Genomic DNA, 17,850 nt, shown 5'->3' with positions numbered 1-17,850 from the left:
CCGTGCACTTTTATTGTACGCTGTAAGCGTAGGCGCGTCGCGCGATCCCCACCTCTTCATTCGTGGGAATAATCTGCACCAACACTGGCGCTTCCGGATCGGAAAGTACCGCCGCGTTTCCCCGGCAGGCCTCGTTCGTGTTTTGGTTTATCGTTACGCCCATATGAGCCAGCGCTTCGCAGACGCGGCGGCGCACGTAGGGCGAATTCTCGCCGATACCGCCGGTAAATACAAGCGTATCCATTCCGCCGAGCACAGCGTAAAATGCGCCGATATAACGCACTAAGTCATAGATGTACCGATCCAGTGCGAGCTGTGCGCGGTCATGTCCCTGCTGTGCGGCTGCCTCAATGTAACGGAGATCAGCACTGACGCCGGATAATCCCAGCATGCCGCCCTGTTTCTTCATGCCCTCCTCGATCTGCGCGCGCGACAGCCCCAACGTCTCTAAAAACCAGACCAGATCGCAATCCATATCGCCGGTGCGGCTGCCATGAATGACGCCCGTCTGCAGCGACATACCAAAGCTTGTGTCCGCGCTCTTCCCGTCCTCGATGGCACAAACGGAGGAGCTTCCGCCCATATGGCAGGAGATGGCCTTGTACCTCGGACCTATTTGGGCGTTTAAGGTGTCCGCGATAAAACCGTGCGACGCTCCGTGATAGCCCAAACGTTGTACGCCGAAGCGTTCGTACCATTCATAAGGCAGATCGTAGACACGCCGGTGAAGCGGAATGGTGGTGTGAAATCCGGTCTCGAAGCTGCCGATAAAAATCGCTTCCGGCAGCGCCTGGCGCACGGTATCAATGACCTCCAGATATGGTTCGCTGTGCGTCCGGGCGATAATCATCCAGTCTTTCATCCCTTGAAGCACATCTTCCGTCAACTCATGAACGCCAAAATAGCCCTTGGAAACTACCGTTTTGAAACCCACCCTGTCGATCTGGGACAACGCGCAGAGCATTCCTCCGTCCTTCTTTAAAAGGAGCCGCATGAATTCCCGTACGCCCGTTCTGTAATCGGGTATGTTTTGCCCCTCCCTGTGAATGGTTCGGGTCGCGTCCTCATATCCAAATATCGCGTCATCCGCGCTTCCAACCCGCTCGATTTTCCCGCTGGCGAGCACCGTCTCCGCGGGCATATCAAATAGCTTAAACTTAAGCGACGTACTCCCTGCGTTGCATATCAAAACGATCATATGCCGTTCCCCTCTTTCGTCCTACAGGCCGCCCAGCAGAGCCAGGATGTCTTCCATCTCCTTGTCGCCGCCCGCCGGAGGATGCCAGTCCACCTGCACGACCTCTACCCCCTGCCTTTCAAGCGCCGTGCCGAATGCTTGTACGCCCACGTTGATTATGACGAGTCTTTCCGCCTCAAAAAGTTCTACGATCTTGTCCACATTCATCGTTTTACCTCCTCGCTGAGCAGTTCAACTATCTTGCCCGCCAGGAGAGCGGCACGATAGTTGGTATCACAAACGTAGACGCCCGCCTCGGATAGCATCTGCTTTTCCTGCGCAAGGTTTTGGAAATCCGCGTCTGTCCCGCATACAGAGGCGACGACTGCGAGTTTCCCCCCACGCGATTGTGCAAGCGCCATAGCCTCCTTGATTTTTTGCAGCACCACGCCTACCGGGTCTGGATGCGCGGCAGCGGCAAAAATGAAGTCAAGCAACAGCACGGCGGTCGTCGGATCCTCCGCCTCGCGCAGGATATGTGGGCAACGAATGCTCGGTTCCATTGTGGGATGCGGTTTGCCGAGCGTAAACTCGTCCTCGCCGTAGTCCACACAGGTATTTTCACGGCTCTTCGTCGATTCCTTCAGCATCATGTCCGGCGTAAGCGGACAGTTGGAGTAAATGGGGCCGATTCGTTCACGCATCGTGCGCATGGCCTCGTCACAGTAAGTTCCGCCGGTAAAGAGCCCGCGCACGTACTTCTGCTGCGGCGCCATGCCTTGGGCCGCCTTTTCTGCGAGCGCTGTAATCTCCTCATCCGTTTGCAAGGCGAGTTCCTCTCCAATCAGCCGAAGCGCCTGCACCGCGACGTCATCCAGGTTGTTCGCGTATATCGCTCCCGCCGCCTCGATAGGCGCAGCGTCGCATCCCATAAAATAGATTACGACCGGCTTTTTGCATTGCTCTACGCGCTGCAGCACGGTTTGGAGCGTCTCTTGTCCCGGCTTCCGGGAGACAAGAAGAATATATTTCGTCTGCGGATCGGCCTCGAGCGCGTCGATGCCCATCATCATCGAAATGCCACCGACCGGTTGTCTGAGGTCGCCACCGCCCGTACCGATAATTTGGGATACGCCGCTTCCCGCCGCATGCAGCAGCGCTCCTACATGTTGAATGCCTACGCCCGTCGCGCCGCAAAGGCCGAATGGTCCACGGTTCGTGATGCTGGCCAGCAAAAACGCTGCGCCGTCGAGGTTCACGACGCCGCAGTCGGGGCCCATACAAAGCAGGCCCTTTTCGCGCGCAGTCTCCTTCAGCTCCCGTTCATCCTGCGGCGAAATATGACTGCTGAACAGGATCACGTGCATACCGGCGTTCAAGGCTCGCATTGCCTCTGCCTTGGCGTACTCGCCAGGGATGGAGATCATACAAACCTGCGCTTCCGGATGTTCCCTGCGGGCAGTCTCCAGCGATCGATAGGCCTGATGGACGCCTCCTCCCTTTGCCTGCTTCTGCGTTAGGGCGGCAAACGCTTGGCTTAGCGCGGCTTCAAAAACCTCTTCACTATCGCAGAAGGCGGCGGCAATCAGGTCGCTGGTCTTCGCATCGTCGATGGTTTTGCTTTCCATGCCCAGTGCTTTGAAGATGCACTTGCCCCCTTCCGTTCCCATCGCGAAGTTAGCGCTCGTTATGCCCGTCTGCTCCATCATCACGCTGGTCGCAAGCAACAGTTGAATAGAATCGCGGTAGCCATTAGGATAGATGTGGACGTAAAGCCGGCTCATGTATTCATCTCCCCTCTTACCTGCTGCGCAAAGGCCATCAGCGCCTTGCGGAACATTTCCATAGGCAGGATCACGGCGCCTGCACCACCCTGGCCTCCCTTCTTGAGGGTGGAGCCGCCGTGGCTGGTCGGTGCCTGATTCAACGCGACGACTTTACGTACGTCGATGCCGGCTGGGAAGCCTCGATACTCATCCCACGGGATAGGCGCGAAATTGTGTTCACCCAAAGAGACCGCGCGAGCGCTTTCCGTTCGGCGGCGAGCCTCAGCAAAAGAGTCGGTTGGATGCGTGAGTCGCACAAAGGCGGGACCTGCGACGGCGGAAAACCCACCCAGTCCATATACTTCGGTTACACAGCTGTCGCCTAAAAAGCCCAGCAAATCATCTTGTGTCGTCTTCGCATCAAGAAAACGTCCCAAAATCAGAGGAGCAGGCACGGTATACCATCGGTTGCCGGTACCGGACATTTGAATGCCCAGCTCGTATCCGTTCCCGCCCAGTCCTGCCAGCACGGTGGAATAGGGAACCCGCTTGGCAGATACCATCACGCTCTCTACTGCGGCCATCACGACATGCAAATAGAAGCGGTCGTTGATCGTCAAAAAATGAATGACTTCGTCACGCCCGGGCACGTCAAGATCGACGAGGGCATCGATAAGCTGCAGCGCCTGCGCCATGCTGGAGCCAGGCTGACGAACGTGATTTTCATCGCCCATACCGGCTGTTTTAGACAGAACTTCCTTCACGTCCACACCGCCAAGCATCCTCAGCGCAGCGCTGATGGCGGGCGCATAGATGTCGCGGAGCCAACACATATCCTTTTCAACCTGTTCATCGTAGAATCCCCAGCGCAGACGGTCGCGCGCAGCCCCCGGATGAGGCGCGCAAAACCCCATGGTTCCGTTCACCGTATCCTTTACTACATGTACGGGTGTGTGATAACTCGTACAAATCGCAGCACCGCAGGCGCAGCCATAGTCCTGGGCAGAGGCTATACAGATCTCCCCTTTTTCGACCATCTTCCAAGCCTCGCCCATCTCTTTCGCTAATCCTTCGTGCACAGCGCGGCCACAAATGCCAATGCGCATAGGGCCCACGATATTTTCGGGTTCGCAGTTAGGGCCGGCATGAAGGATGAGATTTTCCCGCATGCCGGGAATGATTTCTCCGGCAGGGACCATGTCAGTCCATACAGGCCGCCCTTTCAAAATGATTTCCAGCACACGTGCATTGGCTTGCTCTATTTTCTGCTCAAGCACCGTCATGATGTCGTCCTCCATTCTTTTGTCGAATATTCTAAACCACGCCATCTTGAGATCTAGTATAGAAGGCTTCTTCCAGGGCGTAAATATTGCCTTTTTGCCAGCTCACATTTTCCGATTCATTTCGCGCAAAAAGGCGTTCCTACGTCTTATTCAATTTTTGTCGGCAGGCAAAATTTGCACAGAGGCGTTGCTTCCTTTGTCCTCTGCATTTCTCTTTTATAATTTCCCATAAAAATGCACGCCTTCACCAGGCGCGACCCTATCATGCAATTTTTTTGAGTGAACTGCACTCTCCCTGCCTTTGGACATCCTTCCCAACGGAATCCTCAAATTTACACATTGATAACCGAAGGCGTCATGGACAACCCTCTCCTTTGGCAGCGATTTTCTCATTTCAACTTTTTACTTTTTCATGATTCGCTTCTCACTGCTTTGCTCAAACTTTTCCGTTCCAGGCTTGCTCCTTCTTTCTAAAACACTAATATTCAGATGTATGATGAGTACTCCAAAGGCTTCTACGTCTACGCGAAACCCGGTAACTGTGATCCTAATAAAGTCAAGGACAGGAATTTTCTCAACATAATGAAGCAATTATTGCCATGCCTATTGCAATGAAAAGTAACGGAGGCGCCATCTCAAGAATCAATGCGCGGGGTGGCAATGACAGGGAGGCTTGAATATCTGAAGATGTATTGAGTGAAGACAGTTGTTTATGTCCCTGATAGACATTTTAAAATAATTCGTTACTACGACTTCTACGCTAACCCGCTCCCTGAAATTAAATTTTGTTCCTTTCCATCCTGCAGTCTTTTCCCCATCCTTACAACTCCTCAGCGAAGTCCTCGCAGGATCCATATGCCCGCCCTTTTGTTATACCGCCTTTCAAATCTATTATACTACATATCATTTTTTCGCTTTAGTTAGATAAAAAAAATGGCGGTGTTGCAGATTAAAAAATGGACTGTATCCCGATAAACGGACAATGAAATAAGAGACCTCCTGTTGTAGAATGTAAGAAGCAAACTACGACAGGAGGTTTATTGTATGAGGCAAAAATACACGAAGGTACAAGGCCTTATTGAAACAATACGCGAGCGGAAAATCACAGGCGAAACGAATCGTGAAATCGGAGCCAGCCTTGGGCTAACGAAGAAACAGGTTGAGCAACTAGTCAATCGAGAAAACCGTAGAGAACGATTAATCGCAAAGGGCGATGTACCTCGCCCTAAAGGCCGTCCGCGTAAAATGCCGGAGAACGGGGAAATCCAGCAGAATAATGAATTGGTAAAACTGCGTATGCAGGTGGAACTGCTGCGAAATTTTCTGTTAGAAGTTGGAAGGAGGTGAAGTTGAAATATCGAGTTATAGAACGTTTTCGCAACATTTATCCTATCGTCACAATGTGTGAAGTATTTGAAGTTTCCCGAAGTGGGTATTATGCTTGGCGTAAAAAGCAAGAAAAGACGCCGAAAGATCAGTGGTTGGTCGATCTGATTGTGGAATGTCAACAGCAGTGCAACCAGACCTACGGCATCCGCCGTGTTCGTCTCTGGATCCAGCGGAAGAAAAGAAAAAATGTAAATCTTAAAGCACTTCTGCGCGTCATGCGCAAGACCAATCTGCTTGCACAGATTCGGCGGCAAAGAAGATATACTCAACATCAGCAAAACGTGTACAAATACCCAAACCTATTGCAGCGTGCCTTTGAACAGCAACAACCCAATCGTTTCTGGTCAACAGATATCACCTATATCCCCACACCACAAGGAATGCTGTATATGTGTGCGGTGATTGACCTTTGTGGTCGAATGGTGTTGGCCTATCGCATTGGTGGCGACATGGCCGCATCGCTGGTTACTCAGACGATCCGAGACGCTATGATAACAGAGAAGGTCACTGATGGACTCGCACTCCACAGTGACCAAGGGTCTCAATACACCACCGAAGCATACTTCGACCTAAGCAAAGAATATCACTTTCAACCCTCTATGTCCAGTCCCGGTTGTCCATACGACAATGCTGCTATGGAGAATTTCTTCGGAACGCTTAAATCGGAATGCCTTTATCGTGCCCATTATTCTACTCGCGCAGAGGTAGAGGAGTTGGTTGCACAATATGTCCACTTCTACAACTTCGAACGCATTAACCTGAAATACGGCCTTACTCCCTATGAAATCAGGAGCAACGCCGCGTAAGGTTGCGTAATTCTACAATATCCTTTTATTTTCCTGTCCGTTCAACCGGATACAGTCCACTTTTTTTCATTTTCTTGTTACGGTCTCTTTGTGCAACGGCCCCATTCGGATTACAACGTCAGTCAGAGATATAAACATTACAGGTATTGTTTCCATTTGTCCAGGTGACGCGTATCTCAGTGCCATTGTTTACATTGTGAACAGTGCAATGCGCTTGAACAGCCCCCACCCGATGCAGCGTCACGCCTTGATGGATGCTCCCTGTAACCTGTATACCGCCCGTGCAGACGTAGCAATGCGCATATTGCATGACTTGGGCGCGATATTGGATGTTTTGCGCAGTGATGGTAGACGTGATGCATCCAGTAAGCCGAAGCACCTTATTCGCGGTATTGGCGGTATTTTCCGTGGATTCAACTTTTTGTACGGACTTGTTATCCGGCATTGTCAAGCTCACTCCGTCTTTATAATTATAGGTCTTTTGATAAGTTTCAAAATAGTAATCATCCAGTGCAGCCATGCGCACCAACGGCGTCTTGAATTCCTTTTTCATTTCGCGATAGAGAACCGGCACCTTCGCCACATCCCAGAAGACGACGTCCCTGTCGTACTCACAGGGATCGTACCGAATGTCTACGACGGTGGTGCGCCTGTCTTCTTCCGCGTATTCGGACATCGTGGTCAACTCGAACGCCGCTCCGATATGAGCCATGACGCTGCCTGCTTTGCTGAAACCGCTGACATCCAACGTTGTATCCAGCCGTTCCGTCTCTGAGATGCTCCTGCGCATGGACGAGCTGTGCTCAATGGTCTCGGTCTTTTCAATGGATTGCTGCGCCGCAATCGATAGCATCCCTGCGCGTCTTAGAACATATACGCATACACAAAAATAAGAATCGACCGACGATGCCTTTGCATAGGAATCGGGAAGCTCGGCATCGTGAATTTCGTCCCATTGCGCAGGGGGAATAACAACCGGTTCAGAACGCATAACCATGAGCTCGTGCTGGTATACGTTATCCTTGGGCAACAGGGTGCGGATAGAATTTTCCGTATCAATCGGCAGCTTTACAATGCTCTCCCAATCGCGATAGGCATCTATCGTTGAAGTATTTTCTCCCGATTCTTCTTGTGAACTCACGCTTCTGGAGACGATCACCGACGTGGAGAAATCATGCGCGCCGTCCGGAACCTCTTGAAATCCATTGACTCTCAAGTTTCCATCCCGTTTGCAGCTGCTCGTGTTTTTGGTCTTCCAATAAGGCATATCCACGTTCACCTGCACCGTTCCGTACATACTCTTCCCCGCCGGCGCAACGTCATTGAAAATCAGGTAAAACTCGATGCCAGTGGACGTCCCTGCGGGGGCATATACGAAGTATTTTCCGCTCTTTTCCGGCTCGATGATTTGCGGAAAATTTTCCGGGCACACGTCCTCTCCTTCCGTACGTCCCCACGCAATATTCTCTGTTTGCAACTTAAACGGGCGATCCAGTTGATTGTATACCGTCAAATAGTACGTCCATTTCGGCATTTGCAGCCCTCCTTTATCTTTTGTTGGCAACACGTCCGGACACCTCCCGGTGAACCCGGTCATAAATTCGCGCATGACGATTGTACCTAAAGCCTGTTACGTCTCAGGCTATATATCACCGAATAGTTTTATATTCCGCTTTATCCCTTTGCGAGAGAACCCGATGAATCAATCCTTTTTCCAAAGGATGAATAACATGCTTTACGCGATACGATTTCTTGACGGCGTTACGGTTCCCGCCATGCGGAGTTGGCATGCACGGACTTAATATATTTCGCCTGATATTGAAGCTCCGGAAAAAGAAAGGCATGATGAACGCCGATGATTTCAAGTTCCTTCAAAATACGGGCTTTCATATCATACGGAATATCGATATAATCGACCCCATCCTTTTCCGGCGAAAGCGAAAAAGGTCGTTTCCCGAAATCGCCCTCTCCATTTAAGCCAAACAGAATAAACCCGCCATTTTGACGCCTTATGCGTTCGTTGTTCATGGGCGACATAACGAGTTCGTAGCGAATCTGTAAAAGCTTTTTGAAGGTATCGAAATCTTCGCTATCCCGAATAAACCGGTTATAAACGCAGTGCTCCAGGAGCTCTTCCTTCGACCCTGTTTGGCAAAACACCAGAGACGCCAAATACTTAACCGCCTGTGCATCAGGTTTTTTCGGCGCTTTATCAAATATAAAAAAGCGCCCATCCTTGCCGCAGGTATCCGCATTATCTCCGCAATGGCAGGCGAAAAACAAAGCCACCAAAGGGTTAAAGGTTACATCCAACAGCCTTGTCGGCAATTCATAATGCTGCATCTTGATAAGATTTTCGTAAATGCTGAGCCTCTCAGGAAACTCATCCGGTTCCATCAGACGAAAGTCTTTGAACATTTCTTTTTCATCGTAAAAGCAATCGTTACGAAAGATACCGGGCGTTAAAGCAAACTCTGACGAGCTTTGTCCCCGGTAAGAAAATTGACGATACGACGTGGTTATTTTGCACTGATGAAAACGGGCAAAAAGTTTGCATAGGAATGCTCCGACGACGCTATCCGGACACTGATTAATATCGTCCTGAGTGAGTCTGTGCTCATCTGACCTAATCGTCCGATTTGACAATTTTGTCCCCTTCTTTCATGTAATATTTGCACAATCCCATTATAAGATATAGGCAAATGCTTGTCAATACATGGATAACAAGAATTATTTTCAAGCATGATGCTTCCATAATGCGCGAGCTTAGCGATTCTCGTGCCCACGTAAAACAGAGATGAAGACGCAAGAAAGATAAAGGTGTGCCTCGTATGCAACCGCACGCCAAGGATTCTCATCTTTTATCAAAGCATGAAAGGGACAGCAGGTAAATGTAGTACGCCGAGTGTACGAAGGGCAAGGTTACAGCGAAAGCGGACATGCAGCGGTACTGCTTTAAAAACCGCCGAAAACTTTCCGTGAGCCTATGGGGAAAGGGGCTGGCCCGCACAGACACCGTTAGCTCCCCATCCCAGATATGCAAAAGCCGCACCGGATGACAAAACGCAGATGCTGGGTGCGATGACATGCGCTTCGTATTTTAGAAATATGAATTTGACGGCAACCTACGTATACGACAATTCGGCTGATGCGCGGATGTTTGAGCAAGCGCTGGGCGGGCCGCAAAAATTATCGGTAAAGACGGCGGTTACGGTCCTAGCGACGAGCATGAACAGTATTCGATGAAATCAGGCGGAGGGTTCAAGGAGAGCGTAAGTGGCTCGAAGATATACAGAATGGAGCGAATAATGCAAAGATTGCTGGCCACTTACTGCAATCGTTAGCTGGAAAGGCTGAATATGCAATCCGTACATAAACTCACACCGCCGCTCACAGCAAAAAAATTAGCTGAAAAGGCAAAACTCGAACAAAAACAGCTGAAAAGCGCAACCCGCGCCGTTCGGAAAGGGGAAAATTGCGGTAAACGCGCAAACCCTTGAAACATAAAAAAACTCCCCTGCGAACGATTTCGCAGGGGAGGCGATATGGAGCTGATGACCGGAATTGAACCGGTGACCTCGTCCTTACCAAGGACGCGCTCTACCAGCTGAGCTACATCAGCGCATGCTGTAACAGCAGAAATGATTATACCGTACTTTTCGTCAAAAAGCAAGTCTTTTTAGGCCTTCCATAAAAATTTATCAAAAGGCGTTGACAGTGCCTTTCCCCTGCCGCACTATAGATGCAGCGAGATAAACAGGGGGTTGCGGGGCGGGTCATATGCCCGAAAGGAGCCCTTCCGCCGCGCGTTGCCGTACCGGCGGCGCATCCTCCCACTACACTCTAAATTGGAAAGGTGGACGAATGTCATGAAGAAGGTATCGCTTCCCGCTACGAACGACTACTGCCCGCAGACGCTCTTCGCCTACGGCACCTACAAGGAAGACGGCACGCCCAACTTCGGCCTGTTTTGCTGGCTGAGCTATTGCTGGGACGATGGGCTGAGCGTCATGTGCTGTATCGGCGAGGAAAAGCTCACGAAGGATCGCATCCGGGCGACGGGCCGGTTCTCCGCATGCCTCATCACCGAACCGCTGCTGCCGCTGGCCGACTACCTGGGCAGCACGAGCGGCCGGCAGCCCGACAAGATGAACCTTCCCGTCGCCGTCGGTACGGGCGCAAAGCTCGACGTCCCCGTTCTGGAGGAAAGCCCCGTCTGTTTTGAGCTGGAAGTCAAGCGCTCCATTCCGCTCAGTCCCGGCAGCGACCTCTTCATATGCCGCATCGTCAACGTTCTCGCAGACGCGCGCTGCGCAGACGCTGAAAATGCGGAATCGCTGCTTCGCACCTTCGCGCCCGTGCGCACGACCTGCCAGACCTATTTCGCCTATGATGGCCATGCGATGGGCAGGTGGGGCGAACCCGCGCAGGCAGCTAAGGCGTTGCGGACGCACGGTGAAACTCCCTGACGGCGGCGACGCATGGCAAAAAATTTCGCTTTTCATTTGACATTGCACGCGCTTTTGCTTATACTAGGGGAGTAAATTCGATATGCAGACGCTTGGATGGGGAATGCATTCGCATCGGCGCGCTTAGAGATCCGTCGGTTGGTGCAAGACGGAGGCGCATTGCGGTTCTCTCGCCCCGGAGCGTTCCAGATTTGGACGGCAGCACCCGTTATCGTGCGTCGAGCGGGCGGCCTTGCGCCGTCAAGTCGAGTGGTACCGCGGAACAGACGTTCCGTCTCTGACGATTGGAGACGGGACGTCTTTTGTTATCACATCTGCGAATGAATCAAGGAGGAACCCTCATGACCACCCCTTACAATCCATCTGCCATCGAAAGAAAATGGCAGAAAAACTGGGAGGACGCGCATGCCTTTGAGGCGGAGGCGTCGCACGACAAGCCGAAGTTTTACGGCCTGATCGAATTTCCCTACCCGTCCGGCGCGGGCCTGCACGTCGGCCACCCGCGCTCCAACACGGCGCTGGACATCATCTGCCGCAAGCGGCGCATGGAGGGCTACAACGTCCTCTACCCCATCGGGTGGGACGCCTTCGGCCTGCCGACCGAGAATTACGCGATCAAGAATCACGTGCACCCGGCCATCGTCACCAAGCAGAACATCGATCACTTCCGCGAGCAGCTCAAAAAGATCGGCTTTTCGTTCGACTACACGCGCGAGGTGAACACGACCGATCCCAAGTACTACAAGTGGACGCAGTGGATCTTCCTCAAGCTCTTCGAGAAGGGCCTGGCCTACAAGGCCGAAATGCCCGTCAACTGGTGCACGAGCTGCAAATGCGGCCTGGCGAACGAGGAAGTCGTGGGCGGCGTGTGCGAGCGCTGCGGCGGCGAGGTCATCCGCAAGGTCAAGAGCCAATGGATGCTGAAGATCACCGACTACGCCCAAAAGCTGCTCGACGGCCTGGACGACGTGGACTTCATCGAAAAGGTCAAGGTGCAGCAGCGCAACTGGATCGGCCGCAGCGAGGGCGCGGAGGTCGACTTTGGCGTCGCCGGAAGCGACCGCAAGATCCGTGTGTACACCACGCGCCCTGACACCCTGTTCGGCGCGACCTACATGGTGCTCGCGCCCGAGCACCCGCTCGTCGATGAAATGAAGGCGCGCATCGAAAACTACGAGGAAGTGCTCGCCTACCGCGCACAGGCGGCCAAGAAGTCCGACTTTGAGCGCACGGAGCTGGCGAAGGACAAGACCGGCGTCAAGCTCGAGGGGCTTACGGCGATCAACCCGGTGACGGGCAGCGAAATCCCCGTCTTCATCTCCGACTACGTACTGGTCACCTACGGTACCGGCGCGATCATGGCTGTTCCCGCGCACGACACGCGCGACTGGGAATTCGCCAGGAAGTTCGGACTTCCCATCGTCGAAGTCGTCGCGGGCGGCAACGTACAGGAGGAAGCCTACACGGACGTGTCCGACGGCGTGCTGGTCAACTCCGGCTTCCTCGACGGGCTGCGCGTGGCCGAGGCCAAGAAGACGATCATCGAATGGCTGCAGGAAAAGGGCATCGGCACGCGCAAGGTCAACTTCAAGCTGCGCGACTGGGTGTTCAGCCGCCAGCGCTACTGGGGCGAGCCGATTCCGCTGATTCACTGCGACAAGTGCGGCTGGGTACCCGTTCCCGAAAAGGAGCTGCCCGTGCTGCTGCCGGAGGTAGACAACTACGAGCCCACGGACAGCGGCGAGTCCCCCCTTTCCGTGATGACGGACTGGGTGAACACCACCTGTCCGCACTGCGGCGGCCCCGCAAAGCGCGAGACGGATACCATGCCCCAGTGGGCGGGTTCGTCCTGGTATTTCCTGCGCTACATCGACCCGCACAACGACGACATGCTCGCCGCGATGGAAGAGCTGAAGTACTGGCTGCCGGTGGACTGGTACAACGGCGGCATGGAGCACACCACGCTGCACCTGCTCTACAGCCGCTTCTGGCACAAGTTTCTTTACGACGAAGGCTACGTCCCCACGCCCGAGCCCTATCAGAAGCGCACGAGCCACGGCATGATCCTGGGCGCGAACGGCGAAAAGATGAGCAAATCGCGCGGCAACGTCATCAATCCGGACGAGACCATCGCGGAGATCGGCGCAGACGCCTTCCGCCTGTACGAGATGTTCATGGGCGCGTTTGATCAGGCGATTCCGTGGTCGACCGAGGGAGCGCGCGGCTGCCGTCGCTTCCTGGACCGCGTATGGCGGCTTCAGGATATGCTCAACGAAGGCGAAGGCATCTCCAAAAAACTGGAAACGCTCGTCCATCAGACGATCAAGAAGGTCTCCGAGGACTACGAAAAGATGAAGTTCAACACCGCCATCGCGCAGATGATGACGCTGGTGAACGAATTCTACGCGGCCGGGCAGATCACGCGCGGCGACCTGCGGATGCTGCTGCTGCTGCTGAACCCCGTCGCCCCGCACATCACCGAGGAAATGTGGGCGCAGTGTGGTTTTGGCGAGCCGATCTACCGCCAGTCCTGGCCCAAGTGGGACGAAAACAAGCTGCAGGAGGCGACGGTCGAAATCGCCGTGCAGATCAGCGGCAAGGTGCGCGGGCGCATCACCGTCCCTGCCGGCATGACCCGGGAGCAAGCCGAACGCGAGCTGCCGGAACGCGAGGAGGTCCAGCGCCTCATCGCGGGCAAGGCCATCAAAAAGCTCATCTACGTTCCCGGACGCCTCCTGAATGTGGTTGTCGGATAACGTTTGGGCTGGTATAATAGAACAAGCCAGTTGAGCCGGTGCGCGATCTGCGCGCCGGTTTTTTCGATTCTGCCGCCCGGCAGCCAGGAAGGGAGGGACCGCCTTGAGACATCGCTATGCCCGCTATCCGTTTTTGCAGCGCGCGGTCATCGCCCTTTGTGCGGCACTGGCGTGCATCTCCGATCTGGCGCACGGTCAGGGCAACATCACCCTGGCCCGCGCGGCCTTTTGCGCGACCCTCATGCTGCTTGCGCTTGCGCTCGCGCTCATGCGCTGCTGCCTGCTCGTGGACGCGGGCGGCGTATTCATCGGTACGCCCCTGCACCGCCACCGCCTCCTGTGGCGCGACATGGCCGCCGTCGGCTACGTGCAATGCAACGCCCGGCGCGTGTACCTATACGGCATGGCAAAGGGGGAGCCCTCCTTCGCACGCCTGATGCACGACGCTCCCTTTTGCGGCCCGCGCCACTTCGTCGTGCCCGCCTCCGCCTCCCTGCGTGCGGCGCTCGTATCGCTCTGCCCCTTTCCGCCGGACAGCGGTTTTGAACGCGCCGCGCCGCTGCCCCGTTCGCACCGGCGGCTGCTGACGCGCCTGTACATGCCCGCGCTGCTGCTGCTGCCCGGCGGCCTGCTCGCGCTGCTGACCGGCGGGCGCATCGCCTACTCCGTCTGCACGAGCGTCTACCCAACGGCGACGCTCGTAGCGCTTTGCGCGGCCTCGCTCCTTTGCGCCGCGGCGGGCGTTTACCTGCTCTCCTGCGCGCTGAACACGCTGTCGGCTAATCCCGTGCTCGGGCCGGAGGGCGTCCGCGTGGGCTTCCCCGGCCGCACGCTTACGCTGCGCTGGCAGGAGGCCGGCAGCCTCTGCCGCCTGCGGACGCCCGGTTCCAGCACGCTGTACGTGCTGTCCGGGGCGCTGCCGCCGTCAGGCGGCTCGCCCGCACAGCCGCCGCTGCGCTGCATCTCGCTGTACGACACGCGCAACGTCCTCTTTGCGGTGCACTCCTTCTGCCTGCTTCCGCTTCAAGAGGTTCGCATTCCACCCCGTTTTTTCAGGAGCATCCATCGAGGTGACGACGAATGACCGTTTACGCCATCGAAAACACGCTGCGCCCTCTGAACGCGCTGCCCGCCGTCCCGCAGGATTCGCAATCCTCGCAGGATTCGCAATCCCCGCAGGATTCGCAATCCCCGCAGGATTCGCAATCCCCGCGGGCTCCGCTCGCCGTATCGCTGACGTTTGAAGAGCTTGCCCGCTGCCCGCTCGCGACAGAGGAAATCCGCGAGCTCCTTATGCGCAGCCGTGACGGCCATTTCTGCAAGGCTGAGCTGCGCCGCTGCGGCATCGTCGGGGCCGTCAGCATGCCGTCCAAGTCCGGCAAGCACGAGCCTCTATGCTTTTCATACTTTTTGCGCCGCGAGTTCGTCCTCTTCTGCTGCGATGCCGGGAAGATCGAGCGGATGCTGGAAAGGCTGTCCCTCCGGCAGGATTGGGCCTCCCCGGACAGCGGGGAACTGCTGTGCAGCGTGCTCTTTTCGTTAATCGACGGGGATCTTCTTGCGCTCGAAGCGCTCGACACGCGGATCGAAAAGCTGGAAAACGCCGTGCTCTGCGGGCAAATCGAGGCGTTCAACCGCGAAATGCCGGCGCTGCGTAAGCGCCTCACCGCCCTGCAGCGGTTCTATTCCCAGCTCATCGATGCGGGGCAGAAGCTCATCGAAAGCGGCGAGCGTTTTCTGGACGCGGACGCGCTGATGCTCATGCGCCTGCTGTGCGAGCGGTGCATGCGCCTTCGCGAGGAAGCGCAGGCGCTGCGGGAATACGCCATGCAGGTGCGGGAAGAATATCAGGCGCAGATCGACTTAAAGCAAAACCGGGTTATGCAGATTCTGACCGTGGTGACGGTGGTCTTCATGCCGCTGACGCTGATCGCCGGTTGGTTTGGCATGAACCTGAAAATGCCGGAGTTCGAGTGGGACTACGGCTATCCCATGGTCATCGGATTGAGCGTGGTGGTGGTCGCACTCTGCATGCTGATCTGCAAGAAGAAGAAATTCTGGTAAACACCCCTCAAATTTTTCGTACATACATTTCTATTGCGGCAGGGAATCCTACTTTGCGCCGCGAATTTTGAAACGCTGTGGAATTATCCAGGCCCGGCGACGTTGCCGGACTTGATCGGAGGAATTATTTCATGTACCTGTATCACGACAGCCGAGATTCCTTTTACCGTCATCCGCTCGGCGCTGTCCCCTGCGGGCAGACCGTGCGCCTGCGGCTGCGTGTCGAGGGCGACGCGGCTCCGGATCTCGTCTTCCTGCGCATGTGGAACGGCGTCGAAAGGCGCGAGGCGCTTCGCATGCTCGGCGCGCAGGACGGCGGGTACCTCTACGAAACCGAGGTCGCGCTGTGCGGCCATCCCTGTATTACCTGGTACCGTTTTGAAGTGCAGCAGGGACAGGAAACCCGGATCTACGGCAACGCCGCGGACAATCTCGGCGGCGCCGGCCTGGAAGGCCACCTGGACTCCTATCAGATCACGGTATACGACCCCGCCTACGACACGCCCGAATGGATGCGCGAGGGCGTGATGTACCAGATCATGGTGGACCGTTTTTACAACGGTGTGCCCGACGGAAGCCTGCTTCGCGCGCGCAGCGACGTGCACGCGCATACGGACTGGTACGAGCGGCCTGAATGCGAAATCGCAGACAACGGCGACAACGTGGCGCGCGACTTCTTCGGCGGAAATCTCGAGGGCATCCGTCAAAAGCTGCCTTACCTGCGCGATCTGGGCGTCACGGTGCTCTACCTCAACCCGATCTTCAAGGCCCGCTCCAATCACAAGTACGACACGGGCGATTACCGGCAAATCGATCCTATGTTCGGCACGGAGGAGGATTTTTCCCGCCTGTGTGCGGACGCGGAAAAGCAGGGCATGCGCGTGATGCTGGACGGCGTCTTCTCCCACGTGGGCGACGACAGCCTGTACTTCAACCGCTACGGCCGCTACGACAGCGTGGGCGCTTATCAGTCCCAGCACTCGCCCTACGCGAGCTGGTTTCGCTTCAAGCGCTTCCCGGATTCATACGACTGCTGGTGGGGCTTCGACACCCTGCCGAACGTCAACGAGATGGATCCTTCCTACCGCAGCTTCATCCTGGAGGACGACGACTCTGTCGTGCGCCACTGGCTGCGCGCGGGCGCGAGCGGCTGGCGGCTCGACGTCGCGGACGAGCTGCCGATGGAGTTCCTGCGCACGATGCGCAGGCGGGTGAAGGAGCTGTCCGGCGACGACGCGGTGCTGGGCGAGGTCTGGGAAGACGCCTCCCACAAGGTGACGTACGACAAGATGCGCTCCTACGTGCTGGGCGATACGCTGGACTCGGTGATGAACTACCCGCTGCGCGAAGCGCTCATCGCCTTTCTGCGCGGGGAGAAGACCGCCCTGCAGGCATCGCGCGTGGTCGAGTCCCTGCGCGAAAACTACCCCAAACCCTTCTTCTATTCCCTCATGAACCTTCTGGGCAGCCACGACCGCGCGCGCATCATCGACGTGCTGAGCGATCCCTCGGTCGAGACGCTGCCGCGTGAAAAGCGGCCGGATCACCAGCTCACATCGGAGCAGCGGGAGACCGGCATCCTCCGCACGCGCATGATGCTCCGCCTGATTGCGTGCCTGCCGGGCATGCCCTGCATCTACTATGGCGACGAGGCGGGCATGACCGGCGCGGGCGATCCGCTCTGCCGGGCCGCCTATCCGTGGGGACGCGAGGACGCGTCGCAGCTCGCCTTCTTCAAGGAAATGCTCCGCCTGCGCGCCGCGCATCCCGTGCTGCGCACGGGCGAGATGCGCATGCTCGCCCCCTGCGCCGACGTGCTGGGCGTGCTGCGCACGGCCCATGGCGGGCGGGATGCCTTCGGCCGCAGCGTACGCGAGGAAGCCGCGGTCTGCCTCATCAACCGGAGCGCCCGGCCGATCACCGTGCGCATCCCCGTGCAGGACGCGGGCTGTGACCTGCTCGTCGGCGCCTCCGGCGACAACATCCGCGAGCAGGAAGGGGCGCTCTACCTGACAGTGCCGCCGCAAAGCGGCGAAACGTTCTTTCGCGGACGCGGCGGGTTTGAGTCGCTTAAAACGACAACTCATCGGGAAAGCGTTGCGCCGCTGCGCGCCATCGGTTAAGATAAGATCACATAAGT

Annotated in this window: 13 protein-coding genes and 1 tRNA gene; 7 read left to right on the top strand and 7 right to left on the bottom strand. The window is 56.0% G+C overall.

Features of this window, described 5'->3' with window-relative positions; all coding sequences use genetic code 11:
• Nucleotides 1-10: 10 nt before the first annotated feature.
• Genes C1725_RS01945 through C1725_RS01930 form a run of 4 tightly spaced genes read right to left on the bottom strand, consistent with a single transcriptional unit; the run spans nucleotide 11 to nucleotide 4,226 of the window.
• A complete protein-coding gene (locus C1725_RS01945; protein WP_102410007.1) occupies nucleotides 11-1,198 on the bottom strand; it encodes an acetate/propionate family kinase in 1,188 nt (395 codons plus the stop codon).
• Nucleotides 1,199-1,219: 21 nt separating this feature from the next.
• A complete protein-coding gene (locus C1725_RS01940) occupies nucleotides 1,220-1,405 on the bottom strand; it encodes a fdrA domain protein (protein ID WP_102410006.1) in 186 nt (61 codons plus the stop codon).
• Nucleotides 1,402-2,961 (bottom strand): AllF/FdrA family protein, encoded by a 1,560-nt coding sequence (locus C1725_RS01935; protein WP_102410005.1) that lies wholly within the window; start codon nucleotides 2,959-2,961, stop codon nucleotides 1,402-1,404. Before C1725_RS01935 ends, C1725_RS01940 begins: the two co-directional genes overlap by 4 nt.
• Nucleotides 2,958-4,226: a YlbE family protein gene (locus tag C1725_RS01930; protein ID WP_346026247.1), complete on the bottom strand. Its 1,269-nt coding sequence runs from the start codon at nucleotides 4,224-4,226 to the stop codon at nucleotides 2,958-2,960. The genes C1725_RS01935 and C1725_RS01930 overlap by 4 nt, the downstream gene beginning before the upstream one ends.
• Before the next feature lie 1,044 nt (nucleotides 4,227-5,270).
• Between C1725_RS01930 and C1725_RS01925 the strand changes: the two genes are divergently transcribed.
• Together C1725_RS01925 and C1725_RS01920 are read left to right on the top strand one after the other, a co-directional pair.
• On the top strand, nucleotides 5,271-5,573 hold the full coding sequence (locus C1725_RS01925) for a hypothetical protein (protein WP_102410003.1): 303 nt from the start codon (nucleotides 5,271-5,273) through the stop codon (nucleotides 5,571-5,573).
• A 2-nt stretch (nucleotides 5,574-5,575) separates the two neighbouring features.
• The gene (locus C1725_RS01920; protein WP_102410002.1) at nucleotides 5,576-6,421 is read left to right on the top strand and encodes an IS3 family transposase; all 846 of its coding nucleotides are present in this window, start codon (nucleotides 5,576-5,578) and stop codon (nucleotides 6,419-6,421) included.
• A 118-nt stretch (nucleotides 6,422-6,539) separates the two neighbouring features.
• Here C1725_RS01920 and C1725_RS01915 read toward each other — a convergent pair whose 3' ends face one another.
• From C1725_RS01915 to C1725_RS01905, 3 genes are all read right to left on the bottom strand, one after another.
• Nucleotides 6,540-7,955 carry a hypothetical protein gene (locus C1725_RS01915; RefSeq protein WP_102410001.1) on the bottom strand — a complete coding sequence of 472 codons (1,416 nt, stop codon included), beginning with the start codon at nucleotides 7,953-7,955 and terminating at the stop codon, nucleotides 6,540-6,542.
• A gap of 227 nt (nucleotides 7,956-8,182) precedes the next feature.
• Nucleotides 8,183-9,067, bottom strand: coding sequence for an FRG domain-containing protein (locus C1725_RS01910; RefSeq protein WP_102410000.1), 885 nt, complete (start codon nucleotides 9,065-9,067; stop codon nucleotides 8,183-8,185).
• Nucleotides 9,068-9,967: 900 nt separating this feature from the next.
• Nucleotides 9,968-10,043, bottom strand: a tRNA-Thr gene (locus C1725_RS01905).
• A gap of 247 nt (nucleotides 10,044-10,290) precedes the next feature.
• Between C1725_RS01905 and C1725_RS01900 the strand changes: the two genes are divergently transcribed.
• The 5 genes from C1725_RS01900 (at nucleotide 10,291) to C1725_RS01880 (ending at nucleotide 17,833) form a co-directional block, all read left to right on the top strand.
• Nucleotides 10,291-10,890 (top strand): flavin reductase, encoded by a 600-nt coding sequence (locus tag C1725_RS01900; RefSeq protein WP_102409999.1) that lies wholly within the window; start codon nucleotides 10,291-10,293, stop codon nucleotides 10,888-10,890.
• A gap of 341 nt (nucleotides 10,891-11,231) precedes the next feature.
• Nucleotides 11,232-13,646, top strand: coding sequence for a leucine--tRNA ligase (gene leuS, locus C1725_RS01895; RefSeq protein WP_102409998.1), 2,415 nt, complete (start codon nucleotides 11,232-11,234; stop codon nucleotides 13,644-13,646).
• A gap of 103 nt (nucleotides 13,647-13,749) precedes the next feature.
• Nucleotides 13,750-14,730, top strand: a complete 981-nt coding sequence (locus C1725_RS01890; RefSeq protein WP_102409997.1) for a hypothetical protein — start codon at nucleotides 13,750-13,752, stop codon at nucleotides 14,728-14,730.
• Entirely contained in the window at nucleotides 14,727-15,710 is a 984-nt protein-coding gene (locus C1725_RS01885; RefSeq protein ID WP_102409996.1) for a CorA family divalent cation transporter, read from the top strand. Before C1725_RS01890 ends, C1725_RS01885 begins: the two co-directional genes overlap by 4 nt.
• Nucleotides 15,711-15,841: 131 nt before the next feature.
• A complete protein-coding gene (locus tag C1725_RS01880) occupies nucleotides 15,842-17,833 on the top strand; it encodes an alpha-amylase family glycosyl hydrolase (RefSeq protein WP_102409995.1) in 1,992 nt (663 codons plus the stop codon).
• Nucleotides 17,834-17,850: the final 17 nt, after the last annotated feature.

The organism is Beduinella massiliensis (genome assembly GCF_900199405.1).
Taxonomy (GTDB): domain Bacteria; phylum Bacillota; class Clostridia; order Christensenellales; family Aristaeellaceae; genus Beduinella; species Beduinella massiliensis.
This window is presented reverse-complemented; position numbering and strand designations above follow the sequence as displayed.